This window comes from Verrucomicrobium sp. BvORR106, assembly GCF_000739655.1.
In the GTDB taxonomy this organism is placed as follows: Bacteria; Verrucomicrobiota; Verrucomicrobiia; order Verrucomicrobiales; family Verrucomicrobiaceae; genus Verrucomicrobium.
Genome location: NZ_BATR01000114.1, coordinates 82,234 through 102,120 on the forward strand (window position 1 = coordinate 82,234; position 19,887 = coordinate 102,120).

General features: G+C 59.0%; 17 protein-coding genes. 5 read left to right on the forward strand and 12 right to left on the reverse strand.

The genetic code is table 11. The features are described from left to right. The first annotated feature begins 32 nt into the window (after positions 1–32). Both BV106_RS20785 and BV106_RS20790 read left to right on the forward strand, forming a co-directional pair. Positions 33–2,045 (forward strand): hypothetical protein, encoded by a 2,013-nt coding sequence (locus tag BV106_RS20785; RefSeq protein WP_038167793.1) that lies wholly within the window; start codon positions 33–35, stop codon positions 2,043–2,045. Positions 2,046–2,188: 143 nt separating this feature from the next. Further along, the gene (locus tag BV106_RS20790; protein WP_265595909.1) at positions 2,189–4,204 is read left to right on the forward strand and encodes a hypothetical protein; all 2,016 of its coding nucleotides are present in this window, start codon (positions 2,189–2,191) and stop codon (positions 4,202–4,204) included. 155 nt (positions 4,205–4,359) lie between these two features. On the opposite strand, the gene BV106_RS20795 is transcribed toward BV106_RS20790, so the two are convergent. From BV106_RS20795 to BV106_RS20845, 11 genes are all read right to left on the reverse strand, one after another. Continuing rightward, positions 4,360–5,058, reverse strand: a complete 699-nt coding sequence (locus tag BV106_RS20795) for a DUF4386 domain-containing protein (RefSeq protein WP_038167797.1) — start codon at positions 5,056–5,058, stop codon at positions 4,360–4,362. 193 nt (positions 5,059–5,251) lie between these two features. Next, entirely contained in the window at positions 5,252–5,722 is a 471-nt protein-coding gene (locus BV106_RS20800) for a hypothetical protein (RefSeq protein ID WP_038167798.1), read from the reverse strand. Between the two features lie 125 nt (positions 5,723–5,847). Beyond that, entirely contained in the window at positions 5,848–6,303 is a 456-nt protein-coding gene (locus tag BV106_RS20805) for a hypothetical protein (RefSeq protein ID WP_038167800.1), read from the reverse strand. A gap of 102 nt (positions 6,304–6,405) precedes the next feature. Beyond that, positions 6,406–6,825, reverse strand: coding sequence for a hypothetical protein (locus BV106_RS20810; protein ID WP_038167801.1), 420 nt, complete (start codon positions 6,823–6,825; stop codon positions 6,406–6,408). 190 nt (positions 6,826–7,015) lie between these two features. Continuing rightward, positions 7,016–8,560, reverse strand: a complete 1,545-nt coding sequence (locus BV106_RS20815; protein WP_038167803.1) for a phospholipase D family protein — start codon at positions 8,558–8,560, stop codon at positions 7,016–7,018. A gap of 214 nt (positions 8,561–8,774) precedes the next feature. Next, the gene (locus BV106_RS20820; RefSeq protein WP_038167804.1) at positions 8,775–9,512 is read right to left on the reverse strand and encodes a DUF4384 domain-containing protein; all 738 of its coding nucleotides are present in this window, start codon (positions 9,510–9,512) and stop codon (positions 8,775–8,777) included. 126 nt (positions 9,513–9,638) lie between these two features. Further along, the gene (locus tag BV106_RS20825; RefSeq protein WP_265595910.1) at positions 9,639–11,132 is read right to left on the reverse strand and encodes a hypothetical protein; all 1,494 of its coding nucleotides are present in this window, start codon (positions 11,130–11,132) and stop codon (positions 9,639–9,641) included. Between the two features lie 498 nt (positions 11,133–11,630). Further along, entirely contained in the window at positions 11,631–13,022 is a 1,392-nt protein-coding gene (locus tag BV106_RS20830) for a histidine kinase dimerization/phospho-acceptor domain-containing protein (RefSeq protein WP_038167808.1), read from the reverse strand. After that, a complete protein-coding gene (locus BV106_RS20835) occupies positions 13,019–13,714 on the reverse strand; it encodes a response regulator transcription factor (protein ID WP_038167810.1) in 696 nt (231 codons plus the stop codon). The genes BV106_RS20830 and BV106_RS20835 overlap by 4 nt, the downstream gene beginning before the upstream one ends. A gap of 19 nt (positions 13,715–13,733) precedes the next feature. Beyond that, positions 13,734–14,222, reverse strand: coding sequence for a hypothetical protein (locus BV106_RS35970; RefSeq protein WP_051946123.1), 489 nt, complete (start codon positions 14,220–14,222; stop codon positions 13,734–13,736). A 113-nt stretch (positions 14,223–14,335) separates the two neighbouring features. Then, entirely contained in the window at positions 14,336–15,046 is a 711-nt protein-coding gene (locus BV106_RS20845; protein ID WP_038167812.1) for a GNAT family protein, read from the reverse strand. A gap of 90 nt (positions 15,047–15,136) precedes the next feature. Here BV106_RS20845 and BV106_RS20850 point away from each other — a divergent pair, with 90 nt between their 5' ends. From BV106_RS20850 to BV106_RS20860, 3 genes are all read left to right on the forward strand, one after another. Next, entirely contained in the window at positions 15,137–16,612 is a 1,476-nt protein-coding gene (locus tag BV106_RS20850; protein ID WP_038167814.1) for a sulfatase, read from the forward strand. Positions 16,613–16,660: 48 nt separating this feature from the next. Next, positions 16,661–18,136: a sulfatase gene (locus BV106_RS20855; protein WP_038167816.1), complete on the forward strand. Its 1,476-nt coding sequence runs from the start codon at positions 16,661–16,663 to the stop codon at positions 18,134–18,136. A gap of 144 nt (positions 18,137–18,280) precedes the next feature. Next, positions 18,281–18,994 (forward strand): carbonic anhydrase, encoded by a 714-nt coding sequence (locus tag BV106_RS20860; RefSeq protein ID WP_038167817.1) that lies wholly within the window; start codon positions 18,281–18,283, stop codon positions 18,992–18,994. Positions 18,995–19,135: 141 nt separating this feature from the next. On the opposite strand, the gene BV106_RS20865 is transcribed toward BV106_RS20860, so the two are convergent. Then, positions 19,136–19,588, reverse strand: coding sequence for a MarR family transcriptional regulator (locus tag BV106_RS20865; protein WP_038167820.1), 453 nt, complete (start codon positions 19,586–19,588; stop codon positions 19,136–19,138). Between the last annotated feature and the right edge of the window lie 299 nt (positions 19,589–19,887).

Below are 19,887 nucleotides of genomic sequence, written 5' to 3' on the forward strand. Positions count from 1 at the left end.
GAATGCATCTCAACGTGTCATGATGGGCGGCTATGTCGGAAAATTTCCAGTCGAAATGGTCGTCGTGGAAACGACTGGGTTCGTGGCTCATCACGGGGTTGTTACTGGGAGCGGCAGCAGGGGCGGATGCTGATTCCAAAGTCGCGGCTGAGGTGGCGTCCATGGCCCGATGGTCGGATCCGGTGAACGGGCTGACGGCGAGGGTGGACTATGTGAATCCTGCGGGACCTGCGGGATTTGTCGTGCTGGTGCAGCTGCGGAACGTCAGTTCATCTCCCTTGAGGGTGCCGATGGGGAATTCGCCGGATTCTCGGCCGGCCCGGTTGTATGAATTGCACAAACGTGACCGGAAAGGGGAATGGCACCGTGCACCTTGGTTGCCGGGAGAGCATCTGGAGGGTGATGGTCCCGTGGCGGACAGAGGAGGCGTGTTGCACGCGGGATTTTTGGTTGGGCAAGACATCGAGCGCCCCCCTGTCGTGTTGCAACCGGGGGAAGGGGCTCTGGTCTATCTCTGGGGAAATAAGCCCGGAGGGGATGATCGTAGCCTTCCCCTTGATTTGAAGGTCGTGCTCCGTCTCAAAGCAGGACAGATCCAAACTGTGGCAAAGGGGCTCGCCAACGCAAAGGGGGGACCTGCTACTGCAGAGCAAGGAGACGGATCCTTGGCGTCTTGGACAGGAGTTCTGGAGACGCCCGCCTTTCCAACCCATCGTGCTAGCAAGTTGCACAGGCAACGACGGGGGCAGTTGGAATGTACCGAGTATCTGCCACCATTTAGGTTGTTCATAGGCAATCCGCTGCTCCGGGACATGTCGGAGCACCAGTTTGATGGCATTTGCGATTCCAATTTTGCACTGAATGCCGCCGTCGAGCTCTACAGGGGGGGGCCCATGCGCAGCATCTTGGAGAAAAGAATGGCGAATGCTACCTCGCCACTTTTGAGGTTGATGATCGCCATGCTGGCCGTTCGAATGGACAGCGAGGCTGCGATGAACCACATAAGAAGTTGCTCCCAGACCGTTGAGTGGAGCGAAGTCAGAGAATTTCATAGTGCATTGACTCATCTGTTGCGTGAGTATGGGAGTGAAACGCCACCCTGGTTGCTGGTCCTCGTGGAAAAGGTATTGACTGATGACCGAGCGCTGAGCGTTGCCAGGTCGTCAACCAATGGATCCATCGTTCCGTCCAATGTGCTTGAGAACGCCACGAAACGGGAGACGCTTCCCCTGACGCTTGCGTACGCAAAGTGTCCAGGTGCTTTTTCTGTATTGGAAGCAAACTTCAAAAAGTACCCAAGCAATGAAGGTCTGTGGGGACTGCGAGAATTGCGAGATGTGCGTGCGGCACCCTTGTTGTGGCAGGCTCTACGTAGCAAATTGGCTGATCCCAAAGGTCAGAATCCCGCCGCAGCCAGACTTGACGAGGAAAGTCTCGCCAGTGCAGTGGCAGCTGCTCGTATGACCGATGCAGCGCCTCTTCTCATGCAATTGCCTGAATCGAGTCAGATGCTGATGGCATTGGGCTCCCTGGGCGATCTACGTGCTCGAGACTACCTGCAGCAGATGTCGGAAAATGGAATCGTCGAGGGGAAAGCCCGACCCGACCTGGCTTTTTGGGCCAGCATTGCCCTTGCTGCTCTAGAGCCAGAAAAGCGCACCATCCGGTTCGAGGAGCTTTTGGGTGCCCTTTCTAATGATGAACGGCAGATGATCAGTGTGGTGAGTTCGATGGGCGCCCTTGAGGACCCACGATTGATCCCGCTGTTCTCGAGCCTGGCTGCAAACTGTAGCAACAAGTACGTCGTGCGCGACTCAGTGATGCACCTTGGGACACTGAAAGCGCGTCAGTCCGTGCCGACTTTGTTGGGCATATTTGATCGACAGTTTGATCCTCCCACGACAGGCAGCCTACCTCCGTACACAACAGCCGATCACCAAGTAAACATCATCCGTTCTCTGGAGTTGATATCTGGAAAGGACTTTGGCATGGACCGCACGAAGTGGTTGCAATGGTGGACTGAACAGTCAGGATCCAGGCAATGATGATGGATGCCACGGAGCAGCCTTTTCGATGAGGTTGGCGCACTACTGCGGGAACTGGTCGTTCTTGGAGTCGTTTGTATTGCCTAGATTGCCGCCTTTGCTCATAGTCGGTGGTGATGTTGCGCAAAACCCATCGATTGGGCTTGTCTTTGATCTTAGGTTGGGTCTTTGACGGCTCATCATTCACGGCTCTGGCTCAAGCAACAGAGACGGATGCCAAGATCGCAGCCGAGGTGTCAGCCCTGGCGCAGTGGTCTGCACCAGTGAACGGATTGGTGGCGCGGGTGGATTTCGTGGATACCTGGAGGTATACGGGATATGTGGTGTTGGTGCAGTTGCGGAACGTGGGTGCGACTCCATTGCGGGTACCCATGGGGAATTCACCCGATTCGCGGCTTGCCCGTCTCTTTGAGCTGCACAAACTCCACCAGAAGGGAGAGTGGCAACGCGTGCCGTGGATGCCCGGCGAACATTTGGATGGCGATGGGCCCGAGGTGAATCGGGGAGGAGTGCTCTATGGAGGCATCGCGAGTGGGCAGGATTTCGAGAGGACTCCGGTGGTGCTACAGCCTGGGGAAGGGGCGCAAGTTTACCTGTGGGGAGATCGTGCTACGGCAGATGGAGGGGGATTCACCGAGCAGCTGAGGATTAGATTGCTTCTCTCGGACAAGCAGCTCACCCAGCTGGCTACGGGCGAAAACGGGGCGACTCCGAGCAAAGGCAAGGTGAGTTCATCGAAAGGTGGGAGCCGCCTCGCATCGGTGCCAGATTGGACCGGCGAGATACAGACCCCTGCCTTCCCCGTGCGCAAGGCTACCAGGCTCCACGAGTATCGACGTGGGAGCCTGGAATGCCCGACGGTTGTGGCTCCCTTCAGCTACTCCCTTGGCAGCCCGCTTAATCGCGACTTTTGGGGACCTCAGCTTCCTGCCCTGGAGCGGTGCAATGCCGCTCTCAATGAGGCGATCAATCTCTATGAGCCGACCCAGATGCGACGTATTCTGGAGAGCCGGACGACAGAGAACGCCTCACCACTCGCCCGGCTCATGATTGCCTCACTGGTGGCACCGCTGGGTAGCGAGAGTGCAAAAGCCTTTCTCCAATCCCGCGCCGATGCGACCGACTTTGAGGAGGTCAGAGAATTTCACGAGGCGTTGTCAACGCTTCTGCACGGGTACGGCAAGGATGCTCCAACTTGGGCGCTGGTGCTCATGGAGAAAGTCCTCACAGACGAGCGCAAGTTGACTTTCAATGCCGAACGGGGGCCGGCTTCAGGCTTAACCTCCGCGTCAAGAGTGCTGGAGCATGCGACGAAAGATGGGCGGCTCGCGGTGGCGTTGGCGCGGACCCAATGCGCTGGCGCCTTTTCCGTCCTTGAAGCGAACTTCAAGAGGTATCCCACACACGAGGGGGCTTTGGCTCTAGGCCTGCTCAGTGACCTTCGGGCAGGTCCATTGTTAATGGATCAGCTGCTTCGCCGCATCCAGAGTGCCCAGCCCAGAGGTTCGCTGGCCAAGCTCGAGCTAGACTGGTTGGCCAGTGCGTTGGCGGACCTCCACATCAAAGACGCGGCTCCACTACTGATGCAATTGCGTCCGACTCCCGTCGTGATCATCGCCGTAGGGCAGTTGGGGGATCTGAAGGCTCGCGACTGGCTCCAAAAGTTGATGGAAGGTGAAGAGGCCTCCTCTAGTGAGAGGAGAAGCTCCTCTCAAGAGGTGAAGAGCGCGGCCAAAATCGCGCTGGCAGCCCTTGAGCCAGAGCACCGGGTCACGAGGTTCGAGGAACTGCTCAAAGGTCCGTTTGCCGATAAATGGAAGGAGGTGAATGTGGTCAGAGAAATGGCTGCACTGGAGGATTCACAATTGGTTCCGCTGTTTCTGACCCTGGCTGCGACCAGCCAAAACAAGCATGTCGTAAGAACATCAGTAGAACACCTGGGAGAAATGCGGGCGCGACAAGCGGTGCCGGTGTTGCTCGAAATTGTGAACCGGTCGTTCGATCCAGATAGTGAAACGTTCATCACCTCGTACACTGGCGCCAAACATCGGAGCAACGTCTATCGAGCACTTGAGACGATATCGGGACAGGACTTTGGAGACGACTGGGCTCAGTGGGAAAACTGGTGGAAGGGCCAGCCTGAGTCGGCGGCCCGTTGAGCAAAAGCTGGGCAGGTTGATCATCAGTGCCGCTTCTTGATAGGAGGAAGCGGTCGGCGAATTGAACTTGGACTACTGCCAGGTTCCGGCTCGTAGCGGGAAAACTCAACCTGCTCACGGGTGAGCCCAACAAACGCCGGGCTTTCTCGCGCACCTCAATCTCTCGCCGGAGAAGGCGTCAACGCGTCTGAGGATTGACGGAAACCCCGTGCAATCAAATAGACCGCCAAGATGAGCTCTAAAAGGGCTGAAGGCACGTTTAACGCCAAATAGGTGGTCGTCACCACTTGGATCCGATCAAGCATGTAGAGAAGCGTCGCGAGAAGCGTCAATGCCGTGCCAATCAATCCCCAGACTGACATCCAGCGCGGAATCATTCTGGTTCTGAATAATGCCCGATAGAGGAAGATGCTGCCGACGCTCCAGGGAAGGATCATGCCGATGTGATTCAGCCAGTCCCGAGTTTGGCGGAGCAACGCTCCGATCACCTCAAGTTCTGCACCGTTGGGATTGCGGGCCGGCGCAAACCGGCGGCTCAGATCAAGCAAGAGCAGAAGCGTAACGATCCCTACAAAAAGGAATACTGCGCCAATGGTGCGAAACGCGAAGTAGGCGAGGGCACTGGTCCGACTGTCCATCGCAACGATCGGGTACATGATGACCGCGATGGTGACGTAGATGATGGCCATCATAGCCTGAAAGAACACGGCCACAAACACTCTGGATTCAGATGAATGCAGTTTTGTCAGGTAGTCAGCCTCTTCGATTGCCGGAACTGAACTCAGAATCCCGCAGGCGATAGCGGCAATCAACAACACCCCAAAGGCAATGGCAGTTCGCCTGTTTTTGTTCATAGGGATCTCCTTTTCGCGATGGCGTCCTTGTGTCAGCGATGCCAGCAAAGGGGGCGTCTGATTTTGACAGGGGCGATGTCGCGCTTACTGGAAGTTGCTTCTTTTGTGTCGTCTGGCGTGCGGTTCAAGAAGTTTGGTCGGTAATTTCTTCCCGGACTTCGCCTAACCTACATCTCACTGCTGGACGATTCGTTCATTTGGACGGCGCCAACGGAAGGCGGATGACGAAGCCTCCCGAAGCGAAGCAAATTTTCATCATGGCTTCATCCAGTGGGCCAAAGGTGACATTCTTTGGGGCAGGATTAAAATGAGTCTTTGGATCGCCGACACGTGCCACAAGCTCTATGCATTGAAGGGTTTTCCCGGCCTTGATGCCACCGATTGATTGGGCGTCACCCCCCAACTCGGTGCCGCTAGCGATGCCAGTGGGAAAGCACCCCAACGCTCCATGGGCGAATGAGCCATCCGTGAAAATTAGCCGCATCATGGGATAGAACTGGATGCCAGGTGCTGCGCTACTATCCACCTTCACCGTTAGCAAGAATCTGAGACATGACTCTGTCGTCAACACGGGGCGCGCCGTTCCGTGTGCGAGCGGGGCGGCTGAGAGTTCCGCTGAGTGGAGGAAGGAGATAATGCCGACAAAGGTAAGAAATAGTTTCATACTATAGAAAAAATGGGGCTGGTTGACCTCGGTAAACGGATCCGAGACGTAGCTAAGTTTTTAGAATGCGAGGGAGACCTCAATGCGTTTCTCCCGTCGTCTATGTTATTGTTCCAGCCTGTAGTTCACTTCCGCTTCGGATACAGGTAGCCAACCCCAACGATGGAATCAATCATGTTGCCCTTAATGACGATGTCGGGGGCGTAGAAGCCGATATGCCCTACCTCCTTGCCGTCTTGCAGGTCCTTGGCCGTCTTCAAGGATTCCTGCCACACCTTTGCCAGAACGCCGCCTGGCGCGGCTTCTTTACCCCTCTTGATCGTGAACGTGGCCTTTTCTGAGATGACTTGAACTCTTGTGACCGGCATTCCCAGCCACCTGTCCCCGGAGTAGTTGGGATCGTGGGTGGCACTGACTAACGTGATGCGAGTCGTCGCCTCGGTGACGGTGATGGTGATCACCTCTTCTTCAATGACGACCTTTGCTACCTTCACGAGTGTGACATCGGCATCGGACGCGGCACGCGCCGAAGCCGTCAGAGAGCAAAAAAGCACCACGATGGAGGCGAGTAGGAGTTTCATGGCGAATAGTCTGCTCCAAGCTGCGGGAAACTTTGTCAGAAGTGTGTCAGGCGTTTGTAAGTTGTTCGTTCCCCCAAGCGGCGCATTGAGGTGGCCGGTGGGTCATTCGATCGTCTTAGCCTGGAGAAGGTAAATCGTGTAGGCTTCGTAGCATTCGCCGACGATGATGCCTTCAATACGAAGTCGTTCACCCTTCTTGAGCGATGACGCTTCGGTTGTAGCGCTGATTAGGTGAGCGTGGAAGACTCCCGTTCCCTGGGCAGAGTCACCTGTGGGTTCTTTTGGGGACATGACCTCCACCAGCGGAACTTCCCGTTCGACGGTGACGACGACATTGAGCAGTACAAATTGTCCGATGATCTTGTCTTTTGCGTTCGGAGTGCCGCCAAGTTGATGCAGTTGGGATGCCGTCAGGTGGTTCTGCGAGGGAAACTGAATATCAAGCTTATTGGATGTAGGATCCCCGAATGCGCGGATGAGGGGGGCGATCAGAACAAGAGAAAGGACTAGCAGCAGTTTCATGGCGGCAGTGCAGGATTCGAACCACTGGCAGGTTTGACGCCGTAGGAGGTATAACCCCAGGCAAATCGAACCGGTATTTGCGACGCGGGCTCACGGAGCAAACTTCTCCATCACCAGCTGCAAATGTTCGCCGTGATGGCCCGGTTGCACCACAAGCCATCCTTCACCCAATTTTCTATTGGGCGCTGGATCAGAGCTGTCCTTCGATGGGCAGAAGGCCCAGTGCATTGACCTTGAACCGCTGCCAGGCACTGGTGCCAGGTTCCTTCTCAAAGCGGACCATCTTTCCCTGCTCGTTGGCAATCCAGACGGGGTTGCCATTCTCAAGGACCAGGCGATAGGCCGTGCTGTCCAGGTTTCTCAGAAGAGGCCGCGTGAGACTGCTGGCGAGTTCACGAGACTCCACCATGATGCCGATCTCGGTGTTGAGCTTGATGGAGCGCGGATCGAGGTTCATGGAGCCAATGAACACCTTTCGATCGTCGAATGAAAAGGTCTTGGCATGAAGGCTTGCCGAGCTGGAGCCACCGGGGTGGCGTTTTTTTGAAGCAGCAACGGCACTGCCCGCAGTGGGCTTGAGTTCGTAGAGTTCGACTCCGGCTTCGAGCAACGGTTTGCGGTACTTTTTGTAGCCAGCGTGCACCATGGGCACATCGGTCGAGGCCAGGGCGTTGGTCAGGATGGTGACGCGTACACCCCGTTTGCGCAAGCCCGCCAGCATGGCCACGCCGTCTTCTCCTGGGACAAAGTAGGGAGACACGATGAACAGATGCTTGGTGGTTGCTTCCACCGTTGACCAGAGCTGGGGTGCGAGGTGGGTGGCCTTGTCATCCGGGGCAGTGTCCACCTTGTCTGGAGCGTCGTAGAGCGCCCACGCTTTGCACGGCCGAAGCTGGAGTTTTGCCGCGCTGAACCCGCTTAGAATTGGGGAAGCTGACGGAGGGCTGGTTGCTGAAGAACTCCCGATTCGCGCATCCAGAGCCTGGCGTTGAGCTGAGGTGAGACTCTGTTGCTTGTTGCCAGAGAGGTCCATGATGTCCACGGCATAGGGACTGTTCCAGTACTGATCAAATTGCGATGACACTTCCGCAACCACGGGCCCAACGGCGAGGACATCCAGATCGGCAAAGTTCACGCTTTTATCCGCATCGAAGTATTCGTTCCCGATATTGCGCCCGCCCAGGATGACCGCTTCGTCGTCGGCAATGAAGGCCTTGTTGTGCATCCGGCGATTGGCGCGGCTGAAATTGAAGAGGAACCCCAGCATCTGGGCAGAACGAAGGGAGACGGGGTTGAACAATCTCACCTCCACATTGTGGTGCGCGGCGAGGGCGAGCAGATTCTGGTCAGAAGCGCTCACGCCGATGTCATCCAGCAGCACTCTCACCCGAACCCCACGGTCTGCGGCCTGCAGGAGAGCCTTCACCATACGCGCGCCCGATGAGTCACCATGCCAGATGTAGTACTGCGCATCGAGCGTGCGACTCGCCATGCTGGCGAGGGCGAGGCGGGCATCCAGTGATTGGTCGCCGCGGGGGAGGAGTTGGGCCCCGCTCTGGCCCGGGTGTTTGTGCGTGAACTTCTTTGATTCCTTTACGATGCGGGAGTCACGCGCGGCGGAGCTGGCGGCAGAGGGAGGCTGGGTGTCTTTCCGGGTGGCTCGGGGAGAGGAGCAGCTTCCGAGCAGGCAGACGACGATGGCAATCGAAAGAGGGAGGCGCTGCGTGAGGTTCATGGAAACACATTGGTTGAACCCATTGCTTAGGGGCGGTTCCCCGCCCAGAGCCGCGACTCTCTTCATTGCCAGACTGATTGGTATCAGCCTGTCCGAAGATTCGACATTGTCGGGTCATGGCGTGTCCTCATCCAGCCAGTTTCTGGAGGCGCACGCTATCAGACCTTGGTCGTATCCAGTCCTCGCTGTTGGATCGGGGACTTTGCGCCCGTGGTCACTGGGGAGCCTCGGCTTGAGGAGCTGGCTTGTCGGCATGTCCGGGAGCCCGCGTGATGTCATACTCGCGCCAGGCCACCTGATGCTTGTCCGTGAGGGGGAAACACTTGCTGCCGGGGGTGGTGGGCTTCGCACCATCGGCAAGGATCCCGGCTTTGGTGAGGGCATCACGTTGATCCACGCCCCAATCCAGCTTCAGATCGGCGATGGGTTGATGCGAGAGGATGGCAAAGACGATCTCGCGGCTCTTGTCCACGCCTTCGGGGAGTGCGGTGTTGATGTCCCACATCTCTTCAGCGCGTAGCCCCGACTCCGGCGGAAGCTTGATGGTGCGGTCCTTGAACACCTTGCCGCTGGGCTGGGAGGGATTGGGATAATAAAGGAGCACGCCTCCGTCTGCGTTGATCGCCCCCACATAGAGCCAGCCACTTTCGGGGGTGCGGACGCTCACGCGCTGGCGGTCACCAGTCTGGTAGGAGGATTGGTTAGTCGTGATCTGGAAAGGCCCTTCCGAGGCGCCTGCGGGATGGAGATTTGCGGTTTCGGCGGCCGTCGGGACAGCGCTGGCGGAGGGCTTGTCTGTCGGGGTGGCCGCTTCGGCTGCCGGTGTAGCGGTTGACTGGGTGGGCGGGGTGGCGGGGGCTTCCTTCTTGCACCCGGCGGTCAATGTGACGACAGCCACTGCGGTGGCAGCACAGGCAATACGGGCGGCGGAGGAGAGGGAGGGGCGGACCATGATCAAAGGTGGACGACAGCTTCTATTCCGGAGGTGGGCGCATCAACAGACTGGGCCCGGAACCTACTACTGGGACGGTCCCGGCGAGGCGTCAAGCTGAGCGTGGTTGCGCTGACGGTTCCGGCGTCAATTTCTCCGTGACATCTGGTTCACCGTCATCTCCCGTGCCTCGATGAGCCGGGTGATGAAGATCCGGAAGCGTTCATTCCAGATGTCCCCGTGGCCATCGATGACCGCCTTGTCCGCCTGGGCAACCATGAAGGGGCCAATACTGCTGGCGTCATCCACCACACCTTGGGACTGGAAAGGGGACATAAAGGATCGCCCATGCTCATTCGCGGAGAGCGGCTTCATTGCGCCCAGGCCGGATTTCCCTTCTGCCAGGGGAATGGCCCGGAGCATGGCAGGGCAGTTGGAATTATCACTCTTCACCAAGTCATGCGTCGCAAAGGGGCGATAGGCTCCCAATGCCGTGCGCAGACGTCCTCGCTGCTCGATCCATGGCGTCTTCTGCGTGGAGGTGGTGAGATTGCCAAGGGTCTGGCCAATCGGGAACAGCGTCTTGTTGGGGACATCTGTGTTCGATCCGACGACGATCATCCGTGGCAGGTAGATGTAGGGGACTCGTTGGGATTCGGCCAGACTCGCCAGACGCTGGTCTCGACTGTAGCGGGCGATGGTGACGTAGCGCAGGGCCTCAAATGCCGGGTTCACCAGCACCACCAGGTCCCAGTTCCGATGCACCCAGGGGCGTTTTTTGCGGCGTTCGTGATCGTACACCAACTCCATCAGATCATCCTCATAGGAGCGTGAGACCGAGGAGAACACTGCGGCGGCGCCGAAGCTGTGCCCGACGATGATGGCCCGGGAGTTCTTGTCGGCGTCACTGCGGGGTTCCACTTCCTCGAACCGCCGGCGGATCAGGGAGATGCGTTTCAGGCTTTCCGCCATGGCGCGGTAGCCAATCTCCTCGGCCGTGCCCTTGCGATTCCAGAAGCTGAAGTAGTGGGGAACATTGGCGATGAAGCTGGCACCTTTGACGTTCTCGATCCCCAGGGTGGTGGCGTTCGGGATCACGCGTCCCCGCCAGCTCAGGTAGATGGCGATGACGGGGCGTTTGAGGGCTCCTGGCTTGGTGTTCTCATCCTTCCAGACTTCATAAGCTGCATGCCGGAAGTTCTTCAGGTTGTCATTCTTCTCTTGGGCGTTGTTGTTCCAGCCGTGGGCAAAGGCCAGGATGATCACGCCATTGCGGTAGCGGGCGCGGTTCTTCGCGAGATCGGCCTCCAGGGTCTCTTCCATGAACTCAATCTGGTTGCGACCTCGTCCGGGCCGGATGCCGGAGACGGACTCGACGTTGTCTGGTGTGGTCTCCCAATAGCTGCCCTGATCATCACATTCGATGTGGGCGAGCTTGAAGGTGTCGCCGTACACTTCGAAGACGCGGTGCTCGCGGCTCTTGGAAGAAACACTGGCCGGGTCCACAACGGGGTGGGGGCTCGCCAACGATTTTGGCGGCTGTCGCAGCTGCTCGGTGGAGTAGTCTGAGCGATACTGCTTGTGGGCAACACAGCTCGTGGCCGCGAGAAGCAGCGTTCCCCAAGCAAAACACAGTCCCATTTTCATTAGGACAGGTTATTGCTCGATATGGGTATGTAAAGAAAAAACCTGCCAGGGAACCTTGGGTGCGGAAGGCAGTCAGACCGCCGCAACTCCTTCGGAGTAGCAACCGTCTGTCGCCTGTTCCCAACGTAGACTCGCTGGAAGCGCGCCAACCTTGGGCTTGTCGCCGCATCCTCTTCGAGGAAGAACTTCGACTGAGCGCGTGGAAGACGTCGGATCCTTGGTGGTTACCCCAAACGCGCACGGTTTGTCGGTTCTGCCAAGGTACCTTGGGGGCGGATATGGAGGTGTTGCTGGCGGTGGGGAGGAAGCGGATGCTGTCGGCCTTCCCACCTGATCGTCTCCTGCGGCGTTTCCCAAGGTTGACTCGCTTAGGGCTCGTCCAACCTTGGGCTGTGCTACAGATCCCATACTGGGATCAACTTCGGTCTGTGTCGGGCATTTCCAGATGGTTCCTGGCGGCCACCTGGAATACGCGCGGTTGGTCGATTCCCCTCAGGCCGTTCGCGACCACGGCACCCGGATGGTCAAGATTCCGCCAGGCTGCAAATCTACTGTTGCCTCCGTGCCCAGCAAGCGGGCATAGATGGCCACGAGGGAGAGCCCGAGTCCCGAGTGGCTGATGATTTCCTCGCCCTCGGCGTGCCGGGGTGTCTTCTTCCAGAATCGTTCCATCATGTGAGGCAGATCAGCAATGGTGAGTCCAGGTGCGGGATTGGAAACAGCCAGCTGATTAGGGGTGGACTCGATGGTGATGGTGGCACCCCCAGGGGCGTGGGAGACAGCGTTCTCCAGCAGGTTGTTGGCGATCGCATCCCAGATCACAGGATCCGACTGCAGAGCTCCCGCCCCCGATTTTAAGACGAGGGTGAGCTCGCGTGCTTCAGCCGCAGCGCGAAAGCGTTCCACCGCTTCCTCACCGAGCGCGGTGGGATCTACCGTTTCCAGATGCACCGGCTGCCGACCCGCCTCAGCCCGGGACAGGAGGGTGAGTTTTTGCAGCAACTGCTCGAGGCTCCGCAGCACTTTCTGGGCCTCGTCAAACTGTTCGGGCGTCCGCTCCTCCGGCCAGCTGGCCAGGAGTTCAAGGATGGCCCGCAGTTCTGCGAGAGGGGTGCGCAACTCATGGGCCGCATGGCTGCTGAAACGGCGCTCGCGTTCAATCGCCTCGCGAGCACGGACGAGCAGATCATTCACCCTCCGGCCCACGGGAGCCAGCTCAGCCGGCAGAGTGGTGGCATCCAGAGTGCGGGCCGGGTCATCGACCGGTATTTCCTGAACCTCCCTGGCAAGATCTGAAACGGGCCGCAGACTTCTCCGCACCACGCTGCGCAGCACCATCAGCCCCACGAGCATTCCCGCGGCGGCAGTGCCTGCTACGACCAGCGCGAGAGTGTGCAAAGTCTCGCCCAGGGCGGTGCTGTCACTGGCCACTCCCAGTTCTACCAGACTGGCCCCGTCGGGCTGATCTCGGGACTTTACGGGGACGGCAAGCCAGAGGGCCCGACCGGGGCGTCCATCGGGGAGAGTGAGGTATCCATTCAGTGGTTTGCGCGTGAGGGGCCCGGGCAGCGAAGGCAGGCGGTCCCGACGCAGGGAAGGGGAGCGCGCCAGCAGATTGCCGGCAGGAGTGCGAAATTCGAAGTAGTCACCGCCGGCAGCGGAGCCAAAGCCAGCGAACTCCTGTACTTCCAGGTCGATCTCCAGCCTGCCACGCTCCATCTCAGACGTCGTGACCAGCGCATCCGCCTTGGCGGCAAGGACAGCATCAAAGTTGCGCAAGAGCAGCCGCTCGGCGGTGAAGTAGATGAGACACCCTCCCGCTGGCAGGAGGACGGCGGCCGCAACGCAGAGAGCCAGCGTGAGGCGCGTGAGAAGCGAGGTCATGATGACGAGGACGGAGAGGAGGCATCAGGATCCAGCACGTAGCCGAGACCCCTGCGGGTGTGGATGAGAGCGGGTGTTCCGGGCGGAGAGAGCTTCTTCCGTAGGGAATACACGGCTGCATCCACTGCGTTGCTCAGAGGGCTGTCCGTTTCACTGTAGAGGCGGGCTTCGATCTGTTCACGACTGAAGATCTGTCCCGGATGTCGGGCGAGGCATTCCAGAAGAGCGAACTCACGCGCGGTTAGTGTGATCGGATTGCCCAAGCGGCTCACGGAGCGGGCGGCGAAGTCGATTTCCAACGGACCGACCTGGAGCCGGGAGTCAGGCTTGCCATGACGACGTCTCACGAGGGCTTCAAGGCGCGCTGCCAGCTCGACGATGGCGAAGGGTTTGATGAGATAATCATCCGCTCCCGTGACCAGACCTCGCACCCGGTCCTCCACGCTGTCCAGCGCGGTCAGCAAGAGCACGGGTGTCTCCACCTGCTGACGGCGCCATGTGGCCAGGAGTTCCAGGCCGGACTGACCGGGCAGCATGATGTCCAGGATCACGGCATCATACGCTGCCAGTTCTGCCAGTTGAGCACCTTCCTCCGCGGAGGAGGCTTCATCAACAGCATGGCCCAGGCGGGTGAGCGCCCGGGCCACGGTCTTGCGCAATCGGATGGCGTCTTCAATGAAGAGCAGTCGCATCGGGCAAGTAAGGTGAGGATCAGTCCGCTTTCTGGGTGATGATGCTGCCGTCCGCGTTGAAGACAGCCTTGATGTCGCCGCCGTCCTTGTCCTGGCGGTCAATTTCCACACGGTACGTCACCTTGTCGCCTGCGGTTTCTTTTTCCACGTCATCGACCCGGCCGGTGGTGCTGGCCAGTTTTTTGGCGGCGTCCTGTACGGCGGCGGGAGCGTCGCTCAGGGCGATGTCATCACGCACCTTGATCACGGTGCCGCTCGCGTTCAGGTAGAGTTTGCGCTCGCGCTGGGCAGTGGGGAGTTTCACCTCGGCCACATACAGGCTCTGACCCTGAATGCTGACGAGATCCACCTCATCCAACGTGCCACCGGCAAGGTTCTGATTGATCGCCTGCTGCACGGAAGCTGGGCACTCAGCCAGCGTGATGTCCTTGGCGGAGAGGGCTGGGGCAAAGGTCAGGGCGGCGAGGAGAGCGGCGGCAGGAACGAAGAGGAAGGTTTTGGTTTTCATAGTCGGATGTTTTTATGGGTTTGCTTTGGGGGTGGCCCCATCAGTGGTGACCACGCGACATCCTGCCATGCGAACATGACGCGAAGATGATGACACAGAGATTTTCGAATCTCTCAATGGGCCTGCGTGGCGCGGTCCGGCACAATTTCAGAAAGAGGACAGAGCTGCCGGCCTTGGGCGTCGAAGTTCTCTGGGGCCAGCCACTTGTCGAAGCGTGCCCGCAGGTGTGGCCACTCTCCATCGATCACGGAGAACCATGCGGTATCGCGATTGCGCCCCTTCACGACAACAGCCTGCCGGAAGATGCCCTCAAACTGGAAACCCAGACGTAACGCTGCGCGGCGGGAGGGAGCATTGAGCGAGTCGCACTTCCACTCGTACCGCCGGTACCCGAGCTCGAAGGCGTGGCGCATCATGAGGTACATGGCCTCCGTGGCCGCGGTGGTGCCCTGGAGGGCGGGGCTGAAGTAGAGATGCCCCACCTCGATCACCCCGTTCGTGGGATCGATCCTCAGAAAGCTCGCTACACCCACAGCACGGCCGGTATCGGCCTCCAGAATGGCGAAGAAAAGGGGATCCGTGCTTGCGGCGCGATCGGCGATCCAGGTGGTGTATTCCGCCTGGGTGTTGAAGGGCCCGTAGTGCAGGTAGGTCCAGGAGTGTCCGTCGGTGTCTGCTGCAGCCGCCTCGTACAGCTCTGCTGCATGGGCTTCGGTGAGCGGCTCCAGCCGACAATGCCGGCCCTGCATGGGAGAGCGTGCGGGGCGTGGAGGAGGGCACCAGTCTGGGAGTGGGGTGCCGGTGGGAGGAGCGGGGGTGATCATGGGCAGGGGAATTAATTACCTGTTTTCCCGGCCTGGCAATCTCTTGAGAGACTGGGCGGTTCTGCGCGTTTCACCGCGCCTCTCTGACTTATGAAAAAACTCCTCGTTCATGCAGCGGCGCTGGTGCTAGGCACGGTGGCCGCATCTTCGTCTGGCCTTCATGCTGAAACTACGGCCCGTCCCAACATCATCTTCATCCTCGCAGATGACCTGGGGTACACCGACGTGGCCACCTTCGGCAGCAAGTACAATGAGACGCCCCACATCGACCAGATGGCGGCCCAAGGCGTGAAGTTCACGCAGGGATACTCCTGCGGGCCCAACTGCCAGCCCACCCGGGCCGCCCTGATGAGTGGGCAATACGGCCCCCGCACCGGCGTGTACACCGTGGGCGGCATCGACCGGTTCCCCTGGCAGACTCGCCCCTTGCGCCCGGTGGACAATGTGGTGAATCTCCCGCTGGAAAAGGTGACGTTGGCCCAGACGCTCAAGAATGCAGGCTATGCCACGGCGATGTTTGGCAAATGGCACCTGGGCAACGGGGAGGCCTATCATCCCTCCAAGCGCGGCTTCGACGAGGCGATCGTCTCCAACGGACGCCACATCAACTTCGACACCAATCCGAAGGTGGACGTGCCCAAAGATGCCTACCTGGCGGACTTCCTCACGGATCGTGCGACAGATTTCATCCAGCGCAAGAAGGATGGGCCGTTCTTCCTCTACCTGCCGCACTTTGGCGTGCACTCACCGTATGAGGCCAAGCCGGAGCTGATCGCCCGGTTCAAGGACAAACCGGCTGCTGGCGGCCACCACAGTCCCGTCTATGCTGCCATGCTGGCCAGTGTGGATGAGAGCGTGGGCCGCATCTTGAAGCTGCTGGATGACCTGAAGCTTGCGGAGAACACCCTGGTGGTCTTCTCCAGTGACAACGGCGGGGTGGGCGGCTACGAGCGGGAAGGGATCGATGGAAAAGGCATCACCGACAACGCCCCGCTCCGCGGTGGCAAGGGCATGCTCTATGAAGGGGGCGTGCGGGTGCCCTACGTGTTCCAGTGGAAGGGGCACATCAAGCCGGGGCAGGTCAACACCAGCGTGATCAATTCCGTGGATCTGTATCCAACCCTCGTGGAGTTGGCTGGCGCGAAGGCTCCTGCCGTGGCCGATCAGCCGCTCGATGGGACCAGCTACGTGAGCGAGTTGCTTCATCCTGGTGAGAAGCCTTCCGGCCGGGACGCGATCTTCTGGCATTTTCCCGGTTACCTGGGGGCAGGCGGGGATACCTGGCGCACCACCCCCGGCGGTTCGATCCGTCAGGGCGACTGGAAACTGATCGAGTTCTTCGAAGACGGACGTCGCGAACTCTACAACCTGCAAGCGGACCCTGGTGAGAAGAACAATCTGGCCGCTCAAGAACCCGACCGCGTCAAGGCGCTGCATGAGCGGCTCGAAGTCTGGCGGAAGGAAGTGAAGGCGCCACTGCCTACGGCCAACAAGCCCCAGGACGCGAAGGCTGGCGGCAAAAAAGGTGGAAAAAAGAAGGCCAAAGGCGATGCCGACGCTGACTGAGCGACATTAGCCAGATAATATTCCTCACCCTCACCTCAAGTCTCCGCTATGAAACTACTCTTTGGATCGATCCGATATGCCGCCGCCCTGGCAGGTGCATGGTGCAGCATTCATGGGGCCACGGCCACCGCCGCTGCTCCTGGATCGCCCAATATTGTCGTGATCTTCGCGGATGACTTGGGGTATGGTGACTTGAGCTGCTTTGGGGCCAAAGGGCAGACAACGCCGAACTTGGATCGCATGGCGGCTGAGGGCGTGAAGTTTGAACGCTTCTACGTCGCGCAGCCCGTTTGCTCTGCATCACGCATGGGGCTCATGACAGGATGTTACCCCAACCGTGTGGGGATCAAAGGGGCGCTGGGGCCGGGTGCCAAGGTAGGCATCAGCAAGGAGGAAATGACCCTGGCGGAAGTGGTCAAGCAGCAGGGCTACGCCACGGCCGCGTTCGGCAAGTGGCACCTGGGGGATTCTCCCCAGTTTCTGCCCGTTCATCATGGGTTCGATGAATATCTCGGCCTGCCGTACTCCAACGACATGTGGCCGTACCACCCGGAGTTGGTGAACCTGAACCCAGAGCAGCGCAAGAAGCGTCGCGACTTCCCTGTGCTGCCGCTGGTGGATGGGGACCGGATCGTCCTGCCGGAGGTGACTGCGGCGGAGCAGCCCCGACTGACGACTTGGTACACCCAGCGGGCGGTGAAGTTCATCACCACCAACAAGGACAAGCCGTTCTTCCTCTACCTGGCGCACAGCATGCCGCACGTGCCGCTCTTTGTGAGCGACAAGTACAAGGGCAAGTCGGCAAATGGCGTTTATGGCGACGTGATCGAAGAGATCGACTGGTCGGTAGGCGAGGTGCTGAAGGCCCTGAAGGACAATGGGTTGGATGAAAACACCCTGGTGCTCTTCACTTCCGACAACGGTCCATGGCTCAGCTATGGTACGCATTCGGGCTCAGCCGGTCCTCTGAGAGAAGGCAAGGGCACCGTCTGGGAAGGTGGGGTGAGGGAGCCCTTCGTCGCACGCTGGCCGGGCAAGATCCCTGCTGGCAAGGTCGTGACGGAGCCCGCCATGACCATCGACATCCTCCCTACCGTCGCGGCTCTGACAGGGAGCAAGCTGCCTGAGCACAAGATCGACGGGCGTGACATCTGGCCGCTGCTCGCCGCCGCAGACGGGGCGAAGAATCCGCATGAAGCCTACTACTTCTATTACAACGACAACGAACTCCAGGCCGTGATGAAGGGGCGCTGGAAGCTCTACCTGCCGCACAGCTACCGCACGCTGAATGGTCGGCCCGGTGGCACGGAAGGAGTGCCGGCAAACTACGAACAGCGCAAGCTGGAGAAGGCTGAGCTGTATGATGTGGTGGCGGATATTGGCGAGCGAACCGATGTGGCGGCGACCCATCCTGAGGTGGTGGCGGAGCTGGAAAAGCTCGCGGAGGGCATGAGGGCGGATCTAGGGGACTCCCTCACGAAGCGGTCTCCCACCGGCAACCGGCCTGGGGGGAAGGTGGAGTGACGGCGGTACTCTGACATAAATCTGTCAGAACTGTCACAAACTGCCACGGATCAAAAAGCACAGGTAGGTACAATAGACGATGGCGTAAAGGCTGCTGCCCACCGCGCCATCCCTGTTGTGCTCCCAGTCCAATCTGATCCCAATATGAAAATTCATCGTGCTCTTTTCGCCGCCGCCTTGCTTGGCAGTGGGGCGCTTGCAACGTCCGCGTTTACTGCTGATCAAGCGCCTGCCAAGACAGACGCTGCGGCTCACGCTCCAGATGAATCCCAGCCCACTCCTGAGCAGGCATTGCAGCGCCTGAAGGACGGCAACAATCACTTTGTGGCCAACAAGCCGGAGCATCCCCACCTGACGCCAAAGTGGCGCACACAGTTGGCGACTGGGCAGCATCCCTTCGCCATTGTGTTGGGCTGCGCGGACTCCCGCACCGCTCCTGAGGTGGTGTTCGATCAGGGGCTTGGGGATCTGTTCGTGGTCCGTGTTGCGGGCAATGTGCTGAACGACGAGCTTCTGGGCAGCATCGAGTACGGTGTGGAGCACTTGGGCAGCCCGTTGATCGTAGTGCTTGGCCATGAGCGTTGCGGAGCCGTGAAGGCTGCGCGTGAGACGGTGGCCGCCAAGGGGGAAGCTCCGGGGCATGTGCAGTCTCTGGTGAAAGCGATTGAGCCAGCGGTCATCGCCACGGCCAACGCCGATGCGGAAACGACCGCGAAAGCCAATGTTCTGAACGTCGTGAAGGCTCTGGAAAACTCCGGACCGATCTTGAAAGAGAAAGTCGCGGCAGGGAAGGTGAAGGTGGTGGGCGCTCACTACGACCTGGACACCGGTGCCGTGGAGTTCCTCTCCGCGAAGTAACCGCGCCTATCCGCGCTTACCATCTCGATCAATCGACCGAGTTGAATGCCGACACGAAAAAAGCGGAGCGTGAGCTCCGCTTTTTTTACAGGGTTGTGGTAAACAACCTTTGTTCGAGTCATGCACCAGCCAGCCAGAGGACTAGCGGGCCTGGGCCGTTTCCGCGCCGCTGATCGTGCCCACGAAGGAACTCATGTCAGGGCTGTTGGAGATGGTCATGGCCTCGGCCACACGATCCTGCAGGGCGCCACGAAGCTTGCCCACGAGATCCACGCCCTTTTGAGTGATGCGAACGAGCACCTTGCGACGGTCGTCAGCAGCATGCATGCGTTCCACGTAGCCGAGCTTCTCCAGACGGTCGACAAGACCGGTGGCAGCGGCGGTGGAGTGGCCCATCTTGCGGGCGATGTCGGTCATGGTCAGTTCCTTGGATGTGCTGAGGTAGCTCATCAGGTAGAACTGGGCGAAAGATACATTGCCGCGGCTGAGATCCTTGGAGAGGTTCAGCAGGAATTCCCGCTGACTAAAAAGGATGAAGTCCGCGAGTTTGCCAGGATCGCTAAGGTTGGCTGCTTTGGATACGGGAGTTGCCATGAGTGATGAGGAATTAAAGGTTTGCAAAGCCTGAACGTCGTGGTGTTGAGATTACTATACCTTCTAAGTACATAGAATTACAAGATATTTTTCTAAAAACCACACTGGTAATTCCCCCTGTTTGTTGAGGGCACACGCCATTTTATAGTCAATGGCTGCAAAATATCAAGCAAAAACGCGACCTTTTTCAAAAAATATACTGCAAATCCAATAATTTTCAAAATCCGGTCCTGAGAGTATGAAGTTTCAATATTGAGTGGACCTCATTTTCCGAACCGGATCGTCTTTAAAAAATTTGT